Raw genomic sequence first — 21,213 nt, 5'->3', positions numbered from 1 at the left:
GGCCACAACCCTCAGCTGAGCCGCTCGTAGACGACGGCCATGCCCTGGCCGCCGCCGACGCACATGGTCTCGAGCCCGATGCTCTTGTCCTTGGTGCGCAGGCCGTTGAGCAGGGTGGTGGTGATGCGGGCGCCGGTCATGCCGAAGGGGTGGCCGACGGCGATGGCGCCGCCGTGGACGTTGAGCTTGTCCCCGAACGGGTCGATGCCCAGGTCGCGGGCCGACGGGATGACCTGGGCGGCGAAGGCCTCGTTGATCTCGACGAGGTCGACGTCGTCGATGGTCATCCCGGCGCGGGCGAGGGCCTGCCTGGAGGCCTCGACCGGTCCGTAGCCCATGATCTCCGGGGACAGCCCGGTCACCCCGGTCGAGACGACGCGGGCGAGCGGGGTCAGGCCGAGGTCACGGGCCCGGGTGTCGGACATGACGATCAGGGCGGCGGCGCCGTCGTTGAGCGGGCAGCAGTTCCCGGCGGTGACGAACCCGTCGGGGCGGAACACCGGCTTGAGCTGGGAGACCGCCTCGTAGGTGACGCCGGCGCGGGGCCCGTCGTCGGTGCTCACCGTGGTGCCGTCGGGCAGGGTGACCGGAGTGATCTCACGGGCGTAGAACCCGGCGTCGATCGCCTGCTCGGCGAGGTTCTGCGAGCGGACGCCGAAGCGGTCCATGTCCTCGCGGGTGACGCCCTTGAGCCGGGCGAGGTTCTCCGCGGTCTGCCCCATGGCGATGTAGGCGTCCGGGAGGACGCCGTCGGCGCGGGGGTCGGTCCAGGTGTCGGTGCCGGACTCGGCGGTGGCTGCGGTGCGGGCCTCGGCATCGGTGAAGAGCGGGTTGTGGGTGTCCGGCCAGGAGTCCGAGCTGCCCTTGTCGAAGCGCGACACGGTCTCGACGCCCGCGGAGACGAACACGTCCCCCTCGCCGGCCCGGATGGCGTGCATGGCCATGCGCGTGGTCTGCACCGAGGAGGAGCAGTAGCGGGTGATGGTGGTGCCTGGCACGGTGTCCAGGCCGAGCAGCACCGCGACGATGCGGCCGAGGTTGTCGCCGGACTCGCCGCCGGGCATGCCGCAGCCGAGGATCAGGTCGTCGATCTCGGTGGGGTCCAGCGCGGGGACCTGGTCCAGGGCGGCCCGCACCATCTGGACGGTGAGGTCGTCCGGTCGCATGCTCGCCAGCGAGCCCTTGCGGGCGCGGCCGATGGGGGAACGGGCGGCGGCGACGATCACTGCTTCGGGCACGGTGTCTCCTTCGACGTGGAACGAGATCACCTTAACGGCGGGGTCCCCCGGGCCGACTCCTCTGCGAGAGGAAGGACACTGACGTGGACGACATCGCCGGCGCGCTCGACAGCCTGCTCGCGATCACGGCGGTCGCGGCGTTCGCCCCCCTGCTCGCGGGGCTGGTCCCGAGGCTGCCGGTGCCGCAGGTGGTGCTGCTGCTGGCGGGCGGGATGGTCATCGGGCCGCAGGTCCTCGGGCTGGCCTCGCCCACGGCGGTGGAGCCGCTGGCGGACCTCGGGCTCGGGTTCGTGTTCCTGCTCGCGGGCTACGAGATCGACCAGCGGCTCTACCGGCAGGACGCCGGCAGACGCGCGATCGTCGCGTGGTTCGCGTCACTGGCCGTCGGGCTGGCGGTGGTGGGCCTGCTGACCTGGCTCGGGGTGGTGCGCGCGTTCGTCCCGGTCGCCCTCGCGATGACCACCACGGCGCTGGGCACGCTCGTGCCGATCCTGCGCGAGAACGCCATGCTGCGCGGCCGGTTCGGGAGCTACCTGCTCGCGGGTGGGGCCGCGGGGGAGCTGCTGCCGATCCTGGCGATCGCGGTGTTCCTCGGCATCGGCAACCGCTGGGTGGCCCTGCTGTCCCTGGGCACGGTCCTGGTGCTCGCGGTGCTGCTCGGCTTCGCCACCCGGGTGCTGCGCCCGGGCGGGCGGCTCGCGGCCGTGTTCACCGAGCGCCAGCACGAGACCAGCCAGATCCAGCTGCGCTTCACCGTCCTGCTGCTGGTGTTGCTCCTCGCCGTCACCGAACGCTTCCATCTCGACGCCGTGCTGGGCGCCTTCGTCGCGGGGATGGTGCTGCGGCGGTGGGCGGGCGGGAGTGCGCCGGTGCTGGAGGAGAAGCTCGACGTCACCGGGCACGGGTTCCTCATCCCGATCTTCTTCGTGTACTCCGGCATGACGATCGACCTCGACGCCATCGCGCAGGCGCCGCTGCGGCTGCTGCTGTTCTTCGGGCTGATGGTGGCGATCCGGGGGCTGCCCGCCCTGCTCGTCTACCTCGGGGTGCTGTCGCTGCGCGAGCGCGTGCAGCAGGCGCTGGTCACCGCCACCGCCCTACCCCTGGTCGTCGCGCTGAGCGAGATCGGGTTGCGCAACGGCACGATGCTGCCCGAGAACGCCGCAGCCCTCGTCGGCGCGGGGATGCTGACCGTGCTGGTCCTGCCCGCGATCGCGGTGGCGCTGCGCCGCCCCGAGCCCGTCCCGCTGCAGCAGGAGCCGGAGCAGGGCGTGCTCTAGCGAACGATCGATCTGGACGCGGGCGGTCCCACCGCGCAGAATCCCTCGTCGATGGACATCACCTATCCGCCCGACGCCGAGCGGTTCCGGGCCCGCATCAGGACCTTCCTCGCCGAGAACCTGCCTGCGGGCTGGGCCGGGGTGGGCGCCCTCCCGCCGGACGAGCGGGCGGAGTTCGCCACCCGGTGGCGGGCCACGCTCGCCGAGAACGGGCTGGTCGCCGTCTCCTGGCCGAAGGAGTACGGCGGGGCCGGGCTCACGGACGTCGAGCAGGTCGTCCTGGCCGAGGAGCTCGCCCGAGCGGGCGCCCCGAGCGGCGGCGAGAACGACGGGTTCGGCATCGGCATGCTCGGCAACACGCTGATCCAGCTGGGGACCGAGGAGCAGAAGTCCTACTTCCTGCCGCGGATCCTGTCCGGCGAGCACCGGTGGTGTCAGGGCTACTCCGAACCGGACGCCGGGTCCGACCTGGCGGGCCTGCGCACCCGCGCCGTGCTCGACGGCGACGAGTGGGTGATCGACGGCCAGAAGATCTGGACCTCCGCCGGGCACACCGCCAACTGGATCTTCGTGTTGGCCCGCACCGACCCGGCGGCGCCGAAGCACAAGGGCATCACGTTCCTGCTGGTCCCGATGGAGCAGCCCGGGGTGGAGGTGCGGCCGATCGTCAACGCCGCCGGGCACTCCCTGTTCAACGAGGTGTTCTTCACCGGGGCCCGCACGCGCGCGGACCTCGTCGTCGGCGGGGTCGGCGGCGGGTGGCGCACGGCGATGACACTGCTGGGCTTCGAACGCGGCGGCCAGGTCACCACGCAGGCGATCGAGTTCGCCCGGGACCTCGACCGGCTCGTCGAGCTGGCCCGCGACCGCGGCCTGACGAGCGACCCGCGGATCCGGGACGAGCTCGCCTGGTGCGCGGCGCGGGTGCAGGTCATGCGCTACCGCGGCCTGCGCGGGCTGACCGCGCTGCTGCAGGGGCGCACCCCGGGCGCGGACGGCGCGATCAGCAAGCTGGTCTGGAGCGAGTACTTCCAGCGCTACACCGAGCTGGCCGCCGAGATCCTCGGCCCGGAGCTGCTCGCGCCGACCGGGCCGGGCAGCGGCGAGGTGCTCCGCGTGGCCGAGGTCGGCACGCCCAACTCGTCGAGGGCGTGGGTCGACGAGCTGCTCTACGCCCGCGCCGGGACGATCTACGCGGGGAGCTCGCAGGTGCAGCGCACGATCATCGGCGAGCAGCTGCTCGGGCTGCCACGCGAACCCCGGCTCGACGGCGGCCCGTTCGCCGAGATCCGCCCCGGGAAGGGTGCCTGATGGACTTCGCCTACGACGCCGAACAGGACCAGTTCCGCGCGAGCATCCGCAGCTTCCTCGCCGACCACGCGGACCCCCGTGCGGCCGACGGGCACGACGGCTTGCTCTGGCAGCGGTTGTGCACGGACTTCGGCGCGGCCGGGCTGCACGCCCCCGAGGAGCACGGCGGCGGCGGGTTCACACCGGTCGAGACGGCGCTGGTGCTCGAGGAGCTCGGCCGGGCGCTCGCGCCCGTCCCGGCCTGGGGCACGGTGGCCGCGGCCGAGGCCGTGCTGCGGCTCGGCGGCGCGGACGTCCGCAAGGAGGTGCTCCCGCCGCTGCTCGCGGGGGAGCGGATCGGCGCGTTGGCCCTGGTCACGGAGGCGGACCTCGACCCCGCGCGGGTGCCCGTGCGGGCCGACGGCGAGACCCTGACGGGCACGGTGCCGGTCGTGCCGAACGGGCACGTGGCGGACGTGCTGGTCGTCCCGGCCCTGGTCGGCGACCGGGTCGTGCTCCACGTGGTCACCGAGTTCGAGGCCGAGCGGCAGGACTCCCTCGACCTCACCCGCCCCGTCGCGGCCGTGCGGCTCACCGACGCCCCCGGGACCCCGCTGGACGAGGGGGACCTCGACCGGCTGCTCGACGTCCTGCGCGTGCTGCTCGCCGCGGATCTGCTCGGCACCGCCGGCGCCTGCCTGGGCGCCGCGGTGGCGTACGCGCACACCCGGGTGCAGTTCAACCGGCCGATCGGCTCGTTCCAGGCCGTCAAGCACCGGTGCGCGGAGCTCGCCGTGGAGCTCGACGCCGCCCGCGCCGCCGTGATGTTCGCGGCGCTGGCCGCGGCCGAGGACTCGCCCGAGCTGGCCACGGCCGCGCCGGTGGCCAAGTTCCAGGCCGCGGACACCGCGGTGGCCTGCGCCGCGGCGTCGATCCAGATCCACGGCGGCATCGGCTTCACCCGGGAGCACGACGCCCACCTGTTCTACCGCCGCGCCCTGACCGGGGCGGCCCTGCTCGGCAGCAGCGCCCGCCAGCGGGAGGTGCTCGCGAGCCGACTCGGCTTCTGACGCCGGGGGAGGGAAATCCGCTCGCCCGGACGGGCAGCCCGCCGGCACCCTCGGGCCGTGCGGGTGGAGTTCGGGAGGAGAGCGGGCGGCGGGTCCGTCGCGGTGCTCGTGCGGCCGGACGGTGTCCGCCTGCGCCTGACCTCCTACGACCGCAAGTACCTGATCCCCCACGACCTGGCCCACTTCGCCACTGAGCAGGAGCTCGGCCTGACCGACGGGCTGTTCGGCAGCATCGCCGCGGGCGCGCTGTTCGACAGCGTCGAGGTGCTGTCCGGCACCCGCGCGGGCGTCCGGTCGGAGGCGGTGCGGCGCCGCAACGCCGCGGCGCTCGCGCTCACGGAGTCCCTGGTCGGGGTCGTCCACCTCGTCGCGAACGACCCGGGCGCCCCGGAGCGCGCGGTGACCGACGGGATCGAGCGCGCATGGGGCGGCGTCCGCGAGGGCCGCTGCCCCCACCGGCCCGAGCGGCGGCTCGCCGCCCTCCGGTCGCTGCGCGCGCTGGGGGACCGGTTCGCCGCGCTCGGGCCGGCCGAGACGCTGGAGCTAGTGTTCGACGTGCGCCCGCACCGCTGAGCCGTCCTCGCTGGTCCAGCCCTTCTTCTGCGCGTAGGCGAGCATCCCGGCGAGGTCGTCCTCCCAGCCCGCGGGGACGTTCCCGGCCAGCCTGCGGATCGCCGCGACGTCGATCATCACGTGCTCGCCGTCCGGGAGGACGGCGCCGAGCGCGGCCCGCTCGACGGCGGCGGCCAGGTCTGCGCCGCCCAGGTCGGACCGGACGGAGAAGGCGGTGACGTTCTCGGGCTCGACGAGCTCGGCCGCGTCGGCGGTGAGGCGGAAGTACATGAGCCCAGTATGGGTCACCGTCGGCGTGCGGAAAGATCTCTCCCGTGACGATCCCCGTGTACCTCGACTGCGACACCGGCATCGACGACTCGCTGGCCCTCCTCTACCTGCTGCACTCGCCCGAGATCCGGCTGCTCGGGATCGGCGCGGTACACGGCAACATCGACGCCGAGACCGCCGCGCGGAACACCCTGGACCTCCTCGCGTTGGCGGGCGCGGACGTCCCGGTGGCGATCGGGGCCCGGGACCCCCGGGCGGGGGGGTACGCGGGCGGGGCGCCGCACGTCCACGGGGTCGACGGGATCGGCGGGGTCGCGCTCCCGCCGTCGGGCCGGGCGGCGGTCGCGGAGTCCGCGGCCGAGATGCTGGTCCGGCTCGCGGCCGAGCACCCGGGCGAGCTGGAGGTCCTCGCCGTCGGGCCGCTGACCAACCTGGCCGCCGCGCTGGACCTCGACCCGGACCTGCCCACGAAGGTGCGGCGGGTCGTGGTGATGGGTGGGGCGGCCCGGACCTCGGGCAACGTCTCGGCGGTCTCCGAGGCCAACATCCACAACGACCCCGAGGCGGCGGCCCTGGTCGTCGCCGCGCCCTGGCCGATCGTGCTGGTCCCGCTGGACGTCACCATGGCCCACCGGTTCACCGAGGCGGACCAGGCGGCGCTGGCGGCCTCGGCCGATCCCGCGGCGCGCGCCGTCGGGGCCATGCTCGACCAGTACTTCACCTTCTACCAGGGCGTCTACGGCGTCCGCGGCTGCGCGCTGCACGACCCGCTGGCCGCCGCGCTGCTCGTCGGCGGGATCACCGCCACGCACGCCCCCGCCGTCCCGGTCGTGGTGGACGACACGCACGGACCCGGCCGCGGGCAGACGCTGGTCGACCTGCGCCACCAGCGCAGCGGCGAGACCGACGTGCCGGGCGCCCACGTGCGCGTCGTGCTGGACATCGACCCGCCGCTGGCGCCACACCTGCGCGAGCGGCTGCTGGCGCGGTACGGTCCGTCCGTGGGGTGAAGCAGGCCGCCCCTCCCTGACCCGGGAGGAGTGCACCCATGACGCTCGCCGAATCCGCACCGATGGGCATCGCGGTCCCGGCCGCGGGGTTCTACACGATCACCCTGCGCGGGTCGCTGGACCGGGTGGTCGGTGCCCGGTTGCTCCGGCTGGTGGACGCCCGCCTGCAGATGGCCGCCTACGGCCACGCGGTCACCCGGCACGTGCTGCTCGACGTCGGCGGGCTCGACGCCGTCGACCCGGGCGGCGAGGCCGCCCTGCGGCACGCCGCGCACGCCTGCGACCGCCGCGGCATCACCCTCGACCTGGTCGGGGCCGCCGCGGTCGGGCCGCACCTGGGCATCGGGGCGCGGCAGGCGCTGGCGCGGTACCGCAGCTTCCCGGACGTCCCCACGGCGGTGGCCGCGCTCACCGACTGACCAGCGCGGCCACGATCTCCAGCTCGCGCCGGTCGCGCGGCGCGGGGACCAGGACCACGCCAGCGTCGAGCCGCACGCCGGCGAGGGGATGGGGGACCGCCCATCCCTTTGCGACCGCGTCGTAGGCCCACGCCGGGGGCAGCGCGACGTGGACGCTGCCGTCGGGGTGCAGGTGGGCGCGCTCGCGGGTGGCCGGGTCGACGTAGGGCCCGCGGTCGGAGAGCAGGGAGCGGGTGCCCGGCGGGCCGATCGCCGCGGGCGCCCAGTCTCGGGTGTCGAGCCGCTCCCACAGGGCGTCGGACAGGTCGGCGCCGCAGGCGACCGGGAGCTGCGGCAGGTCCGTGGTGGTGTCCGGCGGGCCGCCGGCGCGGGCAGGCAGCCTACCCAGGCCCGGCCAGTCCGCCTCCGGCCCGTCGGGCAGCGGGTTCTCGCCGTGGGCGTGCAGATGGTCGAGCCGGTCGCCGAGCCAGCCGCCCGCCGCCCCGACGATCTCGCCCGCCAGCTGCGCCGCGGACGCGGTGCGCGCCAGCCGGACCGGGGCCCCGGACTCACGCCGCAACCAGTGGCGGGTGCGCGCGGCCGGGTCGGTGCCCTCCTCGGTCGCCTCCGCGAGGAACACCGGCACGCCGCGGAGCGCGCCCGACGGCAGCTCGCCCGCGGGCAGGGCGCCGTGCAGCAGGACCGCCCCCGAGAACCGCTCGGGCGCGGCGAGCAGCAGCGCGCCCGCGACCGTGACGCCGGTGCGGAAGGCGAGCAGGAGCACCGACCGGTCGGGATCGCCCTCGCCGCCCAGCCAGCCGAGCAGCCAGTCGACGGTCGAGGCGAGCTCGGACTCGTCGGTGAACCAGGTGAAGCCGCGCGCCGCGGGCCGTGGCGCGCGCACCGCGGCGTACGCGACCGGGCCGTGCGGCAGCCACGGCGAGATCTCGATCATGGAGTGCTCGCTCGTGCCGTTCCCGTGCACCACCACGACCAGTGGCGCGGCGGGGTGCTCGGAGCCCCACCGGGCCACCATCGGCTCGCCGAGCGTCATCCGCCGGACGCTAGCGGCGGCCCCGCCGTGCCGCCGTCTCAGTTCGAGGCACCCCCGGCGGCCACCGTGGCCGCGGAGGTCCGGGTGCGGGCGGAGGCGAAGCCCAGCCAGGTGTGCCGGTTGTTCCACCAGCACCACCCCACCTTGGGGGCCTCCTTGTGGGCCTTCCCGTCCCGGCCGGTCCCGTTGGAGATCCAGATCGCGGGGGTGCGCGCGTCGAATCCGCCGCGGGGCTTGCGCAGGCGCGAGCCGATCGTCATGAAGCAGAGGTTGCGGACGAGGACCTCCGGGTCCTGCAGGACCCACAGGACGCCCTCGGTGAGGGTCAATGGCGAGCCGCTCAGCTCCGTCAGCGCCTCGGCCGGGCTCCGGTTCAGCAGATGGTCGCCGCGGTCCAGGCCTTCGGCGAGGTAGACCGGGGCGTCGGGCAGCTCCACGGTCGGGCCGAAGTCGTCGACGTCCGTCATGTCCTCGACCACGAAGCCCGGCCGGTCCGAGCGTTGGAGCAGGGGCGCCAGGGCGGACGGCCGGGCTCCCGCGACGACGACCAGACCCGGCCGGTCCGGCAGTGTCGCGGCGGCGGTCCGCAGTTCGTCGGGGGTGAGCGGGCCGGTGGCGTCGAGCGCGACGAGCCGGTCGATCTGCGCGGACACGGACGGCAGCATGGAACCTCCTGGGGATCGGCCTGTCCGCAACGTCCCGGCCGTCCGTTCTGTTCCCGCTCCGCCCCGGCCGTCCGCCCGTTCGTCTCCGGCCTGCTACCGCCGACTGGTCGGTGAATCGACATTCACCGAATTCGTTTCCGCGGCCGGGCGAAGGGCCTAGGGTCGAATACGCGAGTCGAACGTGGACATGCTCGAAGGAGTGCATGGTGCGTACCAATCCGCTGTATGCGAATCCGGTCGTCCGTCGTCGTCACGCCCTGTCCACAGTGGGCGCGGGAGCCGTTCCGGCCTGGTGGGCCCCGCGCGCGGCGGGAAATCGCAGTTGGTGGACCGCGCGCTGGGCACGTCCCGGGAATTGACGCCACCGCGCGACCATTCGAGAAGAAGTCCGAGGTCTCACCCCTGCCGGCGGCGCTCCCGAGCCGGCACGATCGCTCTCACGAACGATCGCTCAGGGAGGAGTGCGCGTGAACGACCTGACGGGTCTGGTCGCGGTGGTGACCGGGGGCAACGGCGGGATCGGCCTCGGCATGGCGACCGGCATCGCGAAGGCGGGCGGCGACATCGCGATCTGGGCGCGGGACGCCGCCAAGAGCGCCGACGCGGTGAAGCGGCTGACGGACCTCGCGGTGAAGGCGATCGCCCTCCCGGTCGACGTCACCGACGAGGCGCAGGTGGGCGAGGTTATGGAGCGCACGGTCGCCGAGCTCGGCCCGCTCGGCTGCATGATCGCCCCACCGGGTCCGGGTCAACGCGCTCGTCCCGGGCTGGACCCGCACCGGCCTGTCCGAGGGCGGCTACCGGGACGAGCGGTTCCGGGACGCCACCACGCGCCGCACCCCGGCCCGCCGCTGGGCCGATCCCGCGGAGTTCGAGAGGGTCGGCGCCTACCTGGCCGACCCGTCGCCGACCTTCCACACCGGCGACGAGATCGTCGTCGACGGGGGGTACTGCGTTTTCTGACGCGGGTAGCCTCGCGCGGGTGAAGCGTGCGGGGACGGTCGGGGCGCTCGTGGGTGCCGCAGGCGCGGCGGCGGCGTGGGTGGCGAAGGACTACCGCCGGTGGCGGGCGCTCGATCCCGTCGACGTCCCGGCCACCCCGGTCGGCTGGGCGATCGTGAGCGGGCTGCGGCTGCGCGCGCGGGACCCGCTGCGCTGGCGGGACCGGGGGAGCGGGGACGTCAGCCGCGGGCTCGTGCAGCTCGAGCCGCGCCCGGGCGGGCGGCCTGCGGTGGACCCGCACCCCATCCCGCACCGCGTGCTCGAGCAGCACGCGGACCAGGTGTCGACCGCGGCGCTGGCCGCGGCGCTCGCCGAGTTCGAGGAGCGCCCCGAGCTGGAGACGCGTCCGAGCGCGCACTCGCGGGGGCGCACGGCCCTCGCGGTCCGCGGCGGTGCCGAGATCGCGCACCTCCACCCGGCGGACGGGTCGATGCACGTCGCGCTCTCCCCGCTCGACGCCCGTGTGGTCGTCGCCCGCCGCTGGGGCGAGTTCCACCCGCTGGCCGGCGTGGCCCGCGGGCTGCCGGAGGGCTGGGTGCTGCTCTACCCGCCGCAGGACCCCGCAGCGGTGGAGGCGCTGCGCGCCGTCCTCGCCGCCGCCGTCGGACACGCGCTGGATCCCGCACCCCGGGGGGCGGAGCCGGACCGCGAGCCCGCGACGGTCCTGGGCCTGCCCACCGTCCCGAAACGCTCCCCGAGATGAACCTCAGCCACGTTCGATCATGGTCGGGACGTGGCTGAGGTTCATCTCGGCAGGGATTGGGCGCACGGGCCGGGGGCGGGCAGGGCCCGTCCGGTGAGGGTGCCGAGCAGGAGCATCGCGCCCCACGGGCCCGCGACCCACATCGGCCAGAAGTACAGCGCATGCCCCGCGCCCAGCGAGGTCGCCACCCAGACGACCAGGCAGATCGCGCTCGTCGCGACCCAGGGCGCCCAGGCCGCGCCCACCGGGAGCCTGCGCGCCGTGGGTACCGACGACGACGGTGTCGGTCGGGGCGCCGCGGACGGCAGGTCCGCCGTGACCGCCGCCAGGTCCGCGGCCGTGCGGGCGGCGTAGGCGCGGTCGACGCGCTGCTCGTACTCCGCGAGCGTGAGACGACCGGTGCCCACCTCGTCCGCCAGCCGTGCGGCCACCCGTTCCCGCTCCGCGTCCCCGATTCGCACGTCGCTCATGACACGCCCTCCCGTCGGATGCGGGAGAGTCTGCACCGGTCGGATGCGACATGTCAAGCTCGACATGTCGACTCAGGCCGGTGGCACCGTGCACCGCAGGACGAGCATCGACCGGGGGATGACCCGCAGGCGGGCGTTGGACTTGTGGCTGCGGCGCCGCGCCCCCGCCAGCAGCGGGTCCGCGGTGTCGATGACGGTCTCCCAGGCCCGGCCGTAGCTGTCGTCGGGCAGATAGCAGGTCACCTGCTGGTGGCTGGCGTTGACCAGCAGCAGGAACGAGTCGTCGATCACCTGCATGCCGAGCATGTCCCGGTCCGGGATGCCCTGGCCGTTCAGGTAGATCATCAGGGACTGGGTGCCCGCGCGCTGCCAGTCCTCGTCCGTCATCTGCCTGCCGTTCGGCTTCAGCCAGGCGATGTCCTCGATGCTGGAGCCCTCGATGGGGCGGCCCTGGAAGAAGCGCTGCCTGCGGAAGATCGGGTGCTTCGCGCGCAGTGCGGTGAGCCGGGCGACGAAGTCGGTCTGGACGTCGAACTCCCGCGCCCGGGTCCAGTCCACCCAGGCCAGCTCGTTGTCCTGGCAGTAGACGTTGTTGTTGCCCAGCTGGGTGCGGCCGAGCTCGTCACCGTGGGCGAGCATCGGCACGCCCTGGGACAGCAGGAGCGTGGCGAGGATGTTGCGCTTCTGCCGCTCGCGCAGGGCGTGCACGGCCACGTCCTCGGTGGGGCCCTCCGCGCCGTGGTTCCACGAGCGGTTGTGGCTCTCCCCGTCCCGGTTGTCCTCGCCGTTGGCCTCGTTGTGCTTCTCGTTGTAGGACACCAGGTCCTCGAGGGTGAAGCCGTCGTGCGCGGTGACGAAGTTGATCGAGGCGATCGGACGGCGGTTGTCCGCCTCGTAGAGGTCCGACGACCCGGTGAAGCGCGCCGCGAACTCGCCCAGCGAGCGCGGCTCGCCGCGCCAGAAGTCCCGCACGGTGTCCCGGTAGCGCCCGTTCCACTCCGTCCACAGGGGCGGGAAGCCGCCGACCTGGTACCCGCCGTCGCCGACGTCCCACGGCTCGGCGATCAGCTTGACCTGGCTCACCACCGGGTCCTGGTTGACCAGGTCGAAGAAGGCCGACAGCCGGTCGACGGCGTGGAACTCCCGGGCGAGGCTCGAGGCGAGGTCGAACCGGAACCCGTCGACGTGCATCTCGGTGACCCAGTACCGCAGCGAGTCCATGAGCAGGCGCAGCGACTCGTGGTGGCGGACGTTGAGGCTGTTCCCGGTGCCGGTGGTGTCGAAGTAGTAGGCCTCGTCCCCGTCGACGAGCCGGTAGTAGGCCTGGTTGTCCACGCCGCGGAAGGACAGCGTCGGGCCCAGGTGGTTGCCCTCGGCCGTGTGGTTGTAGACGACGTCGAGGATGACCTCGATCCCCGCCCGGTGCAGCGCCCGGACCATGGACTTGAACTCGGTGACCTGCTCGCCGCGGGTGCCGAAGCAGGCGTAGCCGTTGTGCGGGGCGAAGAAGCCGATCGTGTTGTAGCCCCAGTAGTTGCGCAGGCCCTTGTCGGCGAGGGTGGAGTCGTGCACGAACTGGTGCACCGGCATCAGCTCGACGGCCGTGACCCCGAGCTGCTTGAAGTGGTCGATCATGACCGGGTGGGACAGGCCCGCGTACGTGCCGCGCACGTCGTCGGGGATGTCCGGGTGGCGCATGGTCATGCCGCGGACGTGCGCCTCGTAGACGACGGTCTCGTTGTAGGGGATCCGCAGCGGCCGGTCGCCCTGCCAGTCGAAGTACGGGCTGATCACCACCGAGGTCGCGGCGTACGGCGCGGAGTCGGTGTCGTTGAAGCTCGACGGGTCCCCGAAGCGGTAGCTGAACAGCGCCTCGTTCCACCGGTACTCCCCGTCGACCGCCTTGGCGTAGGGGTCCAGCAGCAGCTTCGCCGGGTTGCAGCGCTGCCCGCGGGCCGGGTCGTAGGGGCCGTGCACCCGGTAGCCGTAGCGCTGCCCGGGCCCGACGCGCGGCAGGTAGCCGTGCCAGATCAGCCCGTTGCGCTCGGGGAGGACGACCCGTTCCTCGCGGCCCTCGTCGTCGAACAGACAGAGCTCGATCGAGTCGGCGACCTCCGAGAAGATCGCGAAGTTGGTTCCGCCGCCGTCGAACGTGGAGCCCAGCGGATAGGGCGAGCCGGGCCAGATGTGCACCCCGTGATTCTGCCGGTACGTCACCGGGCCGCGATCTCCTGGGTGCCCACGGCGGCCAGCAGGTCGAGCCTGCTACGGGCGTCCGTGCCGGGGCTGGGGGTGAACACGACGACGCGTAGGTTGCTCCCCCGGGTGGCCAGGGTGTCGCAGTCCAGGTCGATGGGGCCCACCTCCGGGTGCTCGACGACCTTGTGCGAGCCCTGGTGCTCGGCCACCACCCGGCGCCCCCACAGCTCCCGGAACCACGCGGACCGCTGCAACCTGGTCAGCAGCGCCGCCAGGTCGGGATCGTCGGGATAGCGGCTGGTGGTGGTGCGGAGGTCGGCGACCATCGACTCGGCGAACGCGGCCAGCTCCTGCGCGGTGTGCCGGACCCGGCCGTGCACCGGGCTCGCCTCGAACAGCCCGATCAGCGTGTTGCGCCGGTCGGCGGGGAGCGTGCTGGGATCGCCGAACGTCGCCGCGAACAACGTGTTCCAGTGCAGGAGGTTCCAGGTCGCGTCGTAGACGGCGAGCGGGTGGCCCGCGAGCTGGTCCATGATCCGGTGGACGCTGCCGGGGATCACCCGCGGGATCCGGGCGGGGTCGGCGGCGTGTCCGGCGAGGCGCATGAGGTGGGCCTGCTCCGCGTCGTCGAGCTGCAGGGCGCGGGCCAGGGCGCCGCAGACCTGCGCCGACGGGGCGCCGGCCCGGCCCTGCTCGAGCCGCACCACGTAGTCGATCGAGATGCCGGCGAGGATCGCCAGCTCCTCGCGGCGCAGGCCGGGCGCGCGGCGGACGCCGTTGCGCGGCAGCCCGACGGCCGCCGGGTCCAGTCGGTCCCGCCAGGTCCGCAGCGCCGTGCCCAGCTCGTCGTTCACGGCTCCATCATCCGTCCGGACGGCCCGGACTGCCTGGGAAGGGCGTTACCAGGCTGCGGCGCGTCGGAAGGGGCAGGCTGGAGCCCATGAAGGACGACACCCTGACCCTGGCCGACGACCTCGTGCTGACCCGCATGGGGTACGGCGCGATGCAGCTCGCGGGACCCGGCGTCTTCGGCCCTCCCCGCGACCGCGCGGAGGCCGTGCGCGTGCTGCGCACCGTCGTCGACCTGGGGATCACCCACATCGACACCAGCGAGGCCTACGGCCCGGTGGTCACCAACGAGATCATCCGCGAGGCCCTGCACCCCTACCCGGCGGACCTGCGCCTCGTCAGCAAGATCGGCGCCCGCCGCGGGGCCGACGGCTCCTGGAACCGGTCCGACGACCTGCGCGAGCAGCTCCTCGACAACCTCGCCCAGCTGGGCGTCGACGTGCTCGACGCGGTCAACCTGCGGGCCATGTCCGAGGAGCCGATCGGCGAGCTCTTCGCGGCCACCGTCGCGCTGCAGAAGGAGGGGCTGGTCCGACACGTGGGCCTGTCCAACGTCACGGCCGCGCAGGTCGCGGAGGCGCGGGAGATCGCGCCGATCGTGTTCGTGCAGAACCTGTACAACGTCGCCCACCGCACGGACGACGCGCTGATCGACTCCCTCGCGGCGGGCGGCATCGGCTACGTCCCGTTCTTCCCGCTCGGCGGGTTCACCCCGCTCCAGTCGGACACGCTGGCCCGGGTCGCGGCGTCCCTCGGGGCCTCCCCGCAGCAGACCGCGCTGGCCTGGCTGCTGCAGCGCAGCCCGAACGTCCTGGTCATCCCGGGGACGAGCGCGGTGGCGCACCTGCACGAGAACGTGGCCGCCGCGGATCTCGAGCTGCCCGCCGAGGCCCTCGCACAGCTGGACACGATCCAGGGCTCCTGGTCCCCGGCCCACTGAGCCGTGAGCGGCGATGGTCGCCATGGCGACCATCGCCGCTCACGGCTCGGGGACGGCGGGTGGCTACCCTGCGGTAACCGTTCCAGCGTCGGAAGGCCGCCCCATGGACTTCACCCTCCCCGAGACCGCCCTCGCCGTGCAGGAGGGCGTCCGGGCGATCGGCGCGAGGTACGACCACGCCTACTGGTCCCGGTGCGAGGAGGAGCACCGGTTCCCGTGGGAGGTGTGGTCGGACCTGGGCCGGGGCGGCTGGCTCGGGCTCACCGTCCCCGAGGAGTACGGCGGCGGGGGCCAGGGGCTCCTGGAGCTGGCGGTCGCCTGCGAGACCCTCGCCGCGTCCGGCGGCACGGGCGGGATCTTCCTCTACATCCTCACGCCGGGGTTCGGGGCGACGACTCTCGCCCGGCACGGCACCGCGGAGCAGAAGGCGCGGATCCTGCCCGGCGTCGCGACCGGCGAGACCCAGTTCTGCATGGCGCTGACCGAGCCGGACGCCGGCAGCGACGCCCTGCGCATCCGCACCCGCGCCGTCCGGGACGGCGGCGACTTCGTGATCGACGGACAGAAGATCTGGATCTCCGGGCTGGAGAACGCGGACTGGATGGTGGCGATCACGCGGACCGTCCCCGCGGCCGACGCCAGGCCCCGGACCAGCGGTTTCACCCTGCTGCTGGTCGACGTCAAGGAGGCGGTCGCCGCCGGCACGCTGCGCTACACCCCGATCCCGAAGCTGGGGTCGAACGTGGTGACCTCGAGCCAGGTCTTCTTCGACGGGGTCCGGGTGCCCGCCGAGAACGTGCTCGGTGAGGTCGACGGCGGGTTCGCCGTGCTGTGGGACGTCCTGAACCCCGAGCGGGTGCTCGCCGCCGCCGGGGGAGTGGGGACGGCCGACGCGGCGCTCGACGTCGCCGTCCGGTACGCGAGGGAACGGGAGGTGTTCGGCCGCCCCATCGGGGCGAACCAGGCCATCCAGTTCCCGCTCGCGCAGATCAAGGCGAAGACCGAGCTCGGCAGGCTGATGACGTACAAGGCCGCGTGGCTGTTCGACGAGGGGCTGCCCTGCCACGCGGAGACGAACATCGCGAAGCTGACCGGCGCGCAGGTGGGGTGGGAGGCCGCCAACCAGGCCTTCCAGACCTTCGGGGGGATGGCCTACTCGAAGGAGTACCCCGTCGAGCGGCTGTTCCGGGACAGCCGGATCGCCAAGAACATCCCCGTCGCCGAGGAGCTGGTCCTCGCCCACATCGGCACCCAGGTCCTCGGCCTGCCCCGCTCCTACTGACCTCGTGAGTGGCGGCCGGGGACGGCAGCCGGCGGAGCCGGCGGGGTGGGTGAGCGGAGTCGCTAGAGCGACCATCGCCACTCACAGGAGGAGCGGGGTTCCGGAGTCCAGGAGCAGGCGCATCGAGGGAGCGCCGTCCGGGGTCAGGGAGACGCCGGGGAGCCTCGGGCCGGGTGGGGTGGCGCCGGTCAGGCGGGTCGCCACGATCCCCGTCGCGCCGGACCTGTGCGGCGGGGTGAGGCGGTGCGGGAGGGCGGCGAGCTGCTCGTCGCTCAGCTCCGCGACGGCCAGGAACGGCATGTCCGGCGTGCCCTGGTGGATCGCCAGGGCGGGCCCGCCCGGCACGGTGTGGCGCCGCCAGTCGCCGTCGGGCGGGGTGCCGCGCAGGACGACGCCGTAGGGGTAGGCCTCCCGCGCGCAGCGGGCCGCGAACCCCAGGTCCTCCACCCCCGGCTCCTCGATCCACAGCAGCTCGACGTAGTGCCGCGGGAAGCGCACCCGCCGGTTCCGGGTCCCCTGACCGGCGTGTCGGGCGCCCTCGTCGAGGAAGAACCCGGCAGGCGGCTCGGGCGGCCCGGGCAGGAAGGCGATCACGTGGTCGAGTTCGAGCATGGGGGGTATTCAACCCGGGTGATCGATCGCTTCGACGGCTGGATCTCCGGGCTCGGCACCCCTGCGGGACTCCGTGTGGTGGTGGGGCACTGGCCGCGCTCGCCGCTGGGCTCCTTCACCGACGTCATGGTGGAACGGCCGGACGGGCACCGGCTGCTCCTCGCCCCCTCCGAGCCCGTCGCCGAGTTCGTGACCGCGACCTACACCTTCGACGAGGTGCGGCTCGGCCCGGTCGTGCACGTCGAGCGCGGGGACCGGCGACAGGTCACCGCGGGGCCGCTGGAGTGCGCCTGGCGCGTCGGCGGGCGGGGCGCCCTGGGGTGGCTGCTGCGTGCGGTCCCGGGCCCCCTGCAGACGGACCCGCGCTGGGTCGCCGCGATCGACGTCGTCGCGCGGCGGGTCCTGCCCGGCGTCCGGACCGTCGGGTCCGCCGGGCAGGGCCGCCGCGAGTACTACTGCGCCCGTGACCTGCACCGCGTCACGTCGGCGGTGGTGCGGTGGGACGGGGTCGACCAGGGTGGGCTCGCCCCGGTGGACCCGCCGGTCCGCTTCGGGTTCGGCTCCACCCCGGCCACCCCCGCCCACACCCGGATCACCACGCTGGTCTACAGCGCGGCGAGGTAGGCGATCGACGGGGCGAAGAAGTACTCGCCGCCCTTGAGCGTCACGGTCTGCGGGAACACCTCGGCGGGCCGCAGGCCGGGTCCACCCCAGGGCACCGGGCACGGCGGGAGCGACGACCGGTGGCCCTGCCCGATCACCGGGTCGAGGCCGGGCTGTTCGCCGGCCTTCGGGAACCCGGCGAAGTCCGCCCAGTTGGCCTGGGTGAACTCGAACTGGTCCACCACGCTGCTCATGTAGGCCATGAAGAGCAGCCCGACCCCGCCGGTCGGCCGCAGCGCCGGGTCGATGTCGGCGTTCGGTCCGTCGTAGCGCTCGCCGTAGGTCTGGCCGCGGCGGGCCATGATGTGCGAACGCTCCCCCTCGGCCGCCTCGAACCCGCCGGTGCCGCGCGGGTTGGTCTTGCGGATGTGGGCGAAGTGCGGGCACTTCAGCCCGTCGGGGTCGCCGTCGTACCCGAAGTCGTTGACCACGTGGGGGTCGCCCGCCTCCTGTCCGGACAGGACCACCGGCGTGCCGTCCTCGAAGCGCCCGACGATCAGGGCGCCCGCCCGCTCCCGGTCCGGCTCGGACAGCGCCAAGGTGTCGGCCAGGTGCTCCTCGGCCGTCTTGAACGCGCGGACGTTCTGCTCGAGCTTGCGGAACACGAAGTAGCTGCCGAACCTGTTCGCCGACTCCGGGACGAGCACCTGCTTCAGCGGGAACGCCGGGTCCCAGGCGGTCTTGTCCTCGGCCGCGATCTCGGCCTCGACGAACAGGGGCTGGCTGCGGCCGTCGACGTAGCCGAAGTGCTCGATGCCGTTGCCGTCGGCGTTGTGCTGCCCGCGCCCGGTCTCCCGCTGCAGCACGGTGACCGTGGGCGGCAGGACCGCCCGGACCGCGTCCTCCGCGGCCTCGACGTCGTCCGCCGAGACGCCGCCGATCAGCACGACGGCGTGGACGTCCCCCTGGTAGCCCGCCTCCCACGTCTCCTGCGCGGGGTCGGCCAGCTTCGCCGTGCTGGACTTCATCCCGCCGCGGAAGGCGGTGTCGGTCGGGGCGTCGGCCTTGCGGCCCAGGGCGCCGTACCCCGACGCCGACAGCGCGGCCCCGACCCAGACCGGGCGGATCGGCAGGTGCGCCTTGAAGGCGGCGGTCTCCCAGCGCTGCACCGCGTACGGCTTGATCATCGGGGCGAGCGCGCGGAGGAACGCGCGGCCGTCCGCCGCGTCGCCGAAGTGCACGAACAGGGCCAGGAACCGCTCCCGCACGTGGCCGGAGAGGATGTTGGCCTGCAGGGTGTCGAGCGCCTCCTCGGTCGCGGGGTCGAGTGTGGTGGGCAGGGACTTCTCGAGATCCATCGCTCCTCCTGCGTCGGTGTCGGGCAGGGAGGAGAGGCCGGTGGGTGCCCCGCAGAGACGTCCGGCGGGTACGCACAACTGCGTACCCGCCGGACGGATCAGCAGGCCGGGGTGAAGTTCTCCCGGTGGATCAGGCGCGGCGCCATCCGCCTGCGCTTGAACGCCTTCACCCCGGCGTCCACCATCGCGGGCGGGCCGCACAGCCAGCCCGACCAGCCGCGGGCGCTGGGGACGTCCTCGACGAACGCGTCGGTCGGCAGGCCCGAGCGGTGGTCCGGGTCCGGCTCGTGCGAGAGCACCGGGACGAACCGGAAGCCGGAGTACCGCGCCGCCAGCTCCGCCATCGCGTCGCCGTCGTAGAGGTCCGCCGCCCCGCGGACGCCGTGGTAGAGGTGGATCTCCCGCCCGGGGTCGCGGGCCAGGGCCGTGCGGGCGAGCCCGACCAGCGGGGCCAGGCCGGTACCGCCGCCGATCATGACCATCGGGCCCTCGGCGTCGTCGAGGACGAAGTCGCCGAACGGCCCGGTGACCTCGATCTCGTCGTCGACCCCGAGGGAGTCGAAGATCCACCCCGCGGTCGCCGCGCCACCGGGGACGAGCCGGACGTGCAGCTCCAGGACCTTGTCGACGTCCGCGGTGTTCGCCAGGGAGTACTGCCGCCGCACCCCGGATCCCGGCACGGTCAGCTCCACGTACTGCCCGGCGTCGAACGCCAGGGGCTCGGGCAGCGCGATCCGCAGCCGTCGGGTGTCGCGGGCGATGTCGGCGAGCTCCACGACGGTCCCGACCAGGTCCCGCAGGGGATGGGCGGTGCGGCCCGCCGCCGCGGCCGGTCCGTCCAGGGCGAGGGTGAGGTCGGAGCGCGGCCGCGCCTGGCAGGCCAGCGCCAGGCCCGCGGCCCGCTCCGCCGCGGTGAGGGTGTCGGCGGGGGAGTCGCGGTGGTCGACGTCACCGCGGACCACCCGCAGCTTGCAGGTGCCGCAGGTCCCCTGGTTGCAGGAGTTCGGCATCCAGACCCCGGCCCGGAGGAAGGCGTCGAGCAGGGGCTGGTCCGGGCCGCAGGGGACGGTCCGGTCGCCGAGGGCGGCTCCGAAGGTGGGCGCGGTGGACGTCATGGGGGTCAGACCTCCCAGGTGACGGGCAGGGCGGTCGGGCCGCGGAAGCCCCAGCCCCAGAACTCGACCTCGGCCGAGGTGTCCCGCTCCATGTTCGGGATCGCCTCGAAGAGCTCCTCCAGCGCGATCCGCATCACGTGGTTGGCGTAGTAGATGCCCGCGCAGGCGTGCCTGCCCGCGCCGAACGCCAGGTGCGGCAGCGGCGGGCGGTGCAGGTCGAAGCGGGTCGGCGCCTCGTACAGGCCGGTGTCGTGGTTCGCCGAGCCGTAGGACTGGATCACCGGGGTGCCCTTGGGCAGGTCCACGCCCGCGAGGTGCACGTCCGTGGTGGTGATCCGCGCCGTCGCCGACCAGATCGGCGAGGTCCAGCGCATGCCCTCCGCGATCGCCCGGGGGATGAGCGCGGGATCGTCGACGACCTGCTCGAACTGCTCCGGCTCGCCGAACAGCCCGACGAGCGTGGACGCGATGCCGTGGCCGGGCTCCTGCATGGCGCCGAGCAGGTACACGTAGATCGTCGGGTAGATGTACTCGCGGTCCCGCGTCTTCCCGGGCGGCATGCCGTCGTGGAGCCAGTGCGAGATCGCGGTGTCCGCGGGCTCGGTGATCCACCGGTCGATCAGCGGGTCGACGGCGGCCTTGATCTCCTCCTTGGCCCGGTCGGCGTCGAGGAACCCCTCCGGGTTGGCGAACTCGCCGTCGGCCGTCATGGCGGCGTTGGTGAAGGAGCGGTTCAGCCGGGCGAACCAGTCCCGCAGGGTGTCCGACGAGACGTCCGTGAGGCCCAGCAGGTCACCGAGGGACCGCACGCTGACCGGCTCGGCGTACTGCGCCACGAGCTCGGCGCGGCCGTCGTTCTCGAACGCCTCGACGTACCGGCGGGCGATGGGGCGCACCAGGTCGTCGACCCAGCGGTCCACCTCGACGGGCTGGAGCTGCGGCTCGACCATGCCGCGCAGGTCGGCGTGCACGTCGCCGTTCACCCCGATGATCGCGGGGTGACCGAACGTCCGGCCGCCCGCCGGGGTGATCACGGCTTCGAAGTCCGGGCTGGTGGCGATCTCGCGGCAGAGCTCCGCGGTCGAGGCCACGTAGGAGCCGAGCACGGGGACGTAGGCCAGCGGGGCCTCGGCCCGCAGCCGCTCGTAGACGGGGTAGGGGTTGCGTTCCAGCTGGCTCATGGTGATGTCGTCGAGCCAGCCCAGGTCGTTCTCGGTCGTCGTCATCGACGT

Annotated in this window: 22 protein-coding genes and 1 pseudogene; 12 read left to right on the top strand and 11 right to left on the bottom strand. The window is 73.7% G+C overall.

Annotated elements, in window-relative coordinates; all coding sequences use genetic code 11:
- Positions 1 to 11: 11 nt before the first annotated feature.
- Entirely contained in the window at positions 12 to 1,238 is a 1,227-nt protein-coding gene (locus tag BLS43_RS07680; RefSeq protein WP_093079909.1) for an acetyl-CoA C-acetyltransferase, read from the bottom strand.
- An 83-nt stretch (positions 1,239 to 1,321) separates the two neighbouring features.
- Here BLS43_RS07680 and BLS43_RS07675 point away from each other — a divergent pair, with 83 nt between their 5' ends.
- The 4 genes from BLS43_RS07675 to BLS43_RS07660 are packed head-to-tail and all read left to right on the top strand — an operon-like array spanning position 1,322 to position 5,451.
- Entirely contained in the window at positions 1,322 to 2,518 is a 1,197-nt protein-coding gene (locus tag BLS43_RS07675; protein WP_093078922.1) for a cation:proton antiporter, read from the top strand.
- Positions 2,519 to 2,569: 51 nt separating this feature from the next.
- Entirely contained in the window at positions 2,570 to 3,829 is a 1,260-nt protein-coding gene (locus BLS43_RS07670; RefSeq protein ID WP_093078919.1) for an acyl-CoA dehydrogenase family protein, read from the top strand.
- Positions 3,829 to 4,878 carry an acyl-CoA dehydrogenase family protein gene (locus tag BLS43_RS07665; protein WP_093078917.1) on the top strand — a complete coding sequence of 350 codons (1,050 nt, stop codon included), beginning with the start codon at positions 3,829 to 3,831 and terminating at the stop codon, positions 4,876 to 4,878. The genes BLS43_RS07670 and BLS43_RS07665 overlap by 1 nt, the downstream gene beginning before the upstream one ends.
- A 57-nt stretch (positions 4,879 to 4,935) precedes the next feature.
- Positions 4,936 to 5,451, top strand: coding sequence for a hypothetical protein (locus BLS43_RS07660; protein ID WP_093078914.1), 516 nt, complete (start codon positions 4,936 to 4,938; stop codon positions 5,449 to 5,451).
- Here the strand turns inward: BLS43_RS07660 and BLS43_RS07655 are convergent.
- On the bottom strand, positions 5,422 to 5,721 hold the full coding sequence (locus BLS43_RS07655) for a hypothetical protein (RefSeq protein WP_093078911.1): 300 nt from the start codon (positions 5,719 to 5,721) through the stop codon (positions 5,422 to 5,424). The genes BLS43_RS07660 and BLS43_RS07655 overlap by 30 nt on opposite strands.
- A gap of 44 nt (positions 5,722 to 5,765) precedes the next feature.
- Between BLS43_RS07655 and BLS43_RS07650 the strand changes: the two genes are divergently transcribed.
- Positions 5,766 to 6,731 carry a nucleoside hydrolase gene (locus BLS43_RS07650; RefSeq protein ID WP_093078908.1) on the top strand — a complete coding sequence of 322 codons (966 nt, stop codon included), beginning with the start codon at positions 5,766 to 5,768 and terminating at the stop codon, positions 6,729 to 6,731.
- A 38-nt stretch (positions 6,732 to 6,769) separates the two neighbouring features.
- A complete protein-coding gene (locus BLS43_RS07645; protein WP_093078905.1) occupies positions 6,770 to 7,150 on the top strand; it encodes an STAS domain-containing protein in 381 nt (126 codons plus the stop codon).
- On the opposite strand, the gene BLS43_RS07640 is transcribed toward BLS43_RS07645, so the two are convergent.
- The gene (locus BLS43_RS07640) at positions 7,140 to 8,183 is read right to left on the bottom strand and encodes a luciferase domain-containing protein (RefSeq protein ID WP_093078902.1); all 1,044 of its coding nucleotides are present in this window, start codon (positions 8,181 to 8,183) and stop codon (positions 7,140 to 7,142) included. The two genes, BLS43_RS07645 and BLS43_RS07640, sit on opposite strands and share 11 nt — an antisense overlap.
- 38 nt (positions 8,184 to 8,221) lie before the next feature.
- Complete coding sequence (locus BLS43_RS07635) at positions 8,222 to 8,848, bottom strand: DUF5701 family protein (RefSeq protein WP_093078899.1); 627 nt, start codon at positions 8,846 to 8,848, stop codon at positions 8,222 to 8,224.
- Between the two features lie 530 nt (positions 8,849 to 9,378).
- Between BLS43_RS07635 and BLS43_RS30955 the strand changes: the two are divergent.
- The 3 genes and pseudogenes from BLS43_RS30955 to BLS43_RS07625 all read left to right on the top strand — a co-directional run.
- Positions 9,379 to 9,522 (top strand): annotated as a pseudogene (locus tag BLS43_RS30955) (oxidoreductase); the annotation flags it as partial.
- Between the two features lie 109 nt (positions 9,523 to 9,631).
- Positions 9,632 to 9,811, top strand: coding sequence for an SDR family oxidoreductase (locus BLS43_RS30950; RefSeq protein ID WP_245707391.1), 180 nt, complete (start codon positions 9,632 to 9,634; stop codon positions 9,809 to 9,811).
- Positions 9,812 to 9,830: 19 nt separating this feature from the next.
- On the top strand, positions 9,831 to 10,553 hold the full coding sequence (locus tag BLS43_RS07625; RefSeq protein ID WP_093078896.1) for a luciferase domain-containing protein: 723 nt from the start codon (positions 9,831 to 9,833) through the stop codon (positions 10,551 to 10,553).
- 41 nt (positions 10,554 to 10,594) lie between these two features.
- Here the strand turns inward: BLS43_RS07625 and BLS43_RS07620 are convergent, their stop codons facing one another.
- The 3 genes from BLS43_RS07620 to BLS43_RS07610 all read right to left on the bottom strand — a co-directional run bounded on the left by BLS43_RS07620 (position 10,595) and on the right by BLS43_RS07610 (position 14,076).
- Positions 10,595 to 11,023 carry a DUF1707 SHOCT-like domain-containing protein gene (locus BLS43_RS07620; protein WP_093078893.1) on the bottom strand — a complete coding sequence of 143 codons (429 nt, stop codon included), beginning with the start codon at positions 11,021 to 11,023 and terminating at the stop codon, positions 10,595 to 10,597.
- Positions 11,024 to 11,095: 72 nt separating this feature from the next.
- Positions 11,096 to 13,216: a glycogen debranching protein GlgX gene (gene glgX / locus BLS43_RS07615; RefSeq protein WP_093079904.1), complete on the bottom strand. Its 2,121-nt coding sequence runs from the start codon at positions 13,214 to 13,216 to the stop codon at positions 11,096 to 11,098.
- A 20-nt stretch (positions 13,217 to 13,236) separates the two neighbouring features.
- The gene (locus BLS43_RS07610) at positions 13,237 to 14,076 is read right to left on the bottom strand and encodes a helix-turn-helix transcriptional regulator (RefSeq protein ID WP_093078890.1); all 840 of its coding nucleotides are present in this window, start codon (positions 14,074 to 14,076) and stop codon (positions 13,237 to 13,239) included.
- Positions 14,077 to 14,162: 86 nt separating this feature from the next.
- On the opposite strand from BLS43_RS07610, the gene BLS43_RS07605 reads away from it, so the two are divergent.
- A complete protein-coding gene (locus BLS43_RS07605; protein ID WP_093078887.1) occupies positions 14,163 to 15,011 on the top strand; it encodes an oxidoreductase in 849 nt (282 codons plus the stop codon).
- Positions 15,012 to 15,114: 103 nt separating this feature from the next.
- Complete coding sequence (locus tag BLS43_RS07600) at positions 15,115 to 16,293, top strand: acyl-CoA dehydrogenase family protein (protein WP_093078884.1); 1,179 nt, start codon at positions 15,115 to 15,117, stop codon at positions 16,291 to 16,293.
- A gap of 81 nt (positions 16,294 to 16,374) precedes the next feature.
- Here BLS43_RS07600 and BLS43_RS07595 read toward each other — a convergent pair whose 3' ends face one another.
- On the bottom strand, positions 16,375 to 16,905 hold the full coding sequence (locus tag BLS43_RS07595) for a VOC family protein (protein WP_093078881.1): 531 nt from the start codon (positions 16,903 to 16,905) through the stop codon (positions 16,375 to 16,377).
- Between the two features lie 18 nt (positions 16,906 to 16,923).
- Here BLS43_RS07595 and BLS43_RS07590 point away from each other — a divergent pair, with 18 nt between their 5' ends.
- Positions 16,924 to 17,529, top strand: coding sequence for a hypothetical protein (locus BLS43_RS07590; protein ID WP_093078877.1), 606 nt, complete (start codon positions 16,924 to 16,926; stop codon positions 17,527 to 17,529).
- On the opposite strand, the gene BLS43_RS07585 is transcribed toward BLS43_RS07590, so the two are convergent.
- From BLS43_RS07585 to BLS43_RS07575, 3 genes are all read right to left on the bottom strand, one after another.
- Positions 17,511 to 18,866: a Dyp-type peroxidase gene (locus BLS43_RS07585; RefSeq protein ID WP_093078874.1), complete on the bottom strand. Its 1,356-nt coding sequence runs from the start codon at positions 18,864 to 18,866 to the stop codon at positions 17,511 to 17,513. The two genes, BLS43_RS07590 and BLS43_RS07585, sit on opposite strands and share 19 nt — an antisense overlap.
- Positions 18,867 to 18,964: 98 nt before the next feature.
- Complete coding sequence (locus tag BLS43_RS07580; RefSeq protein WP_093078871.1) at positions 18,965 to 19,981, bottom strand: 2Fe-2S iron-sulfur cluster-binding protein; 1,017 nt, start codon at positions 19,979 to 19,981, stop codon at positions 18,965 to 18,967.
- 5 nt (positions 19,982 to 19,986) lie between these two features.
- Positions 19,987 to 21,207 carry a cytochrome P450 gene (locus BLS43_RS07575; protein WP_093078868.1) on the bottom strand — a complete coding sequence of 407 codons (1,221 nt, stop codon included), beginning with the start codon at positions 21,205 to 21,207 and terminating at the stop codon, positions 19,987 to 19,989.
- Positions 21,208 to 21,213: the final 6 nt, after the last annotated feature.

The sequence above is a fragment of the Pseudonocardia oroxyli genome (genome assembly GCF_900102195.1).
Classification (GTDB): Bacteria; Actinomycetota; Actinomycetes; order Mycobacteriales; family Pseudonocardiaceae; genus Pseudonocardia; species Pseudonocardia oroxyli.
Note: the sequence above shows the minus strand (reverse complement) of the source record. Positions and strands in the feature narration are given on the sequence as shown.

Coding starts and splice junctions, on each gene's coding strand:
- BLS43_RS07670 (WP_093078919.1), top strand. CDS start 2,570: ATGGACATCACCTATCCGCCCGACGCCGAGCGGTTCCGGGCCCGCATC.
- BLS43_RS07665 (WP_093078917.1), top strand. CDS start 3,829: ATGGACTTCGCCTACGACGCCGAACAGGACCAGTTCCGCGCGAGCATC.
- BLS43_RS07655 (WP_093078911.1), bottom strand. CDS start 5,721: ATGTACTTCCGCCTCACCGCCGACGCGGCCGAGCTCGTCGAGCCCGAG.
- BLS43_RS07645 (WP_093078905.1), top strand. CDS start 6,770: ATGACGCTCGCCGAATCCGCACCGATGGGCATCGCGGTCCCGGCCGCG.
- BLS43_RS07640 (WP_093078902.1), bottom strand. CDS start 8,183: ATGACGCTCGGCGAGCCGATGGTGGCCCGGTGGGGCTCCGAGCACCCC.
- BLS43_RS07635 (WP_093078899.1), bottom strand. CDS start 8,848: ATGCTGCCGTCCGTGTCCGCGCAGATCGACCGGCTCGTCGCGCTCGAC.
- BLS43_RS07620 (WP_093078893.1), bottom strand. CDS start 11,023: ATGAGCGACGTGCGAATCGGGGACGCGGAGCGGGAACGGGTGGCCGCA.
- BLS43_RS07605 (WP_093078887.1), top strand. CDS start 14,163: ATGAAGGACGACACCCTGACCCTGGCCGACGACCTCGTGCTGACCCGC.
- BLS43_RS07600 (WP_093078884.1), top strand. CDS start 15,115: ATGGACTTCACCCTCCCCGAGACCGCCCTCGCCGTGCAGGAGGGCGTC.
- BLS43_RS07595 (WP_093078881.1), bottom strand. CDS start 16,905: ATGCTCGAACTCGACCACGTGATCGCCTTCCTGCCCGGGCCGCCCGAG.
- BLS43_RS07585 (WP_093078874.1), bottom strand. CDS start 18,866: ATGGATCTCGAGAAGTCCCTGCCCACCACACTCGACCCCGCGACCGAG.
- BLS43_RS07580 (WP_093078871.1), bottom strand. CDS start 19,981: ATGACGTCCACCGCGCCCACCTTCGGAGCCGCCCTCGGCGACCGGACC.
- BLS43_RS07575 (WP_093078868.1), bottom strand. CDS start 21,207: ATGACGACGACCGAGAACGACCTGGGCTGGCTCGACGACATCACCATG.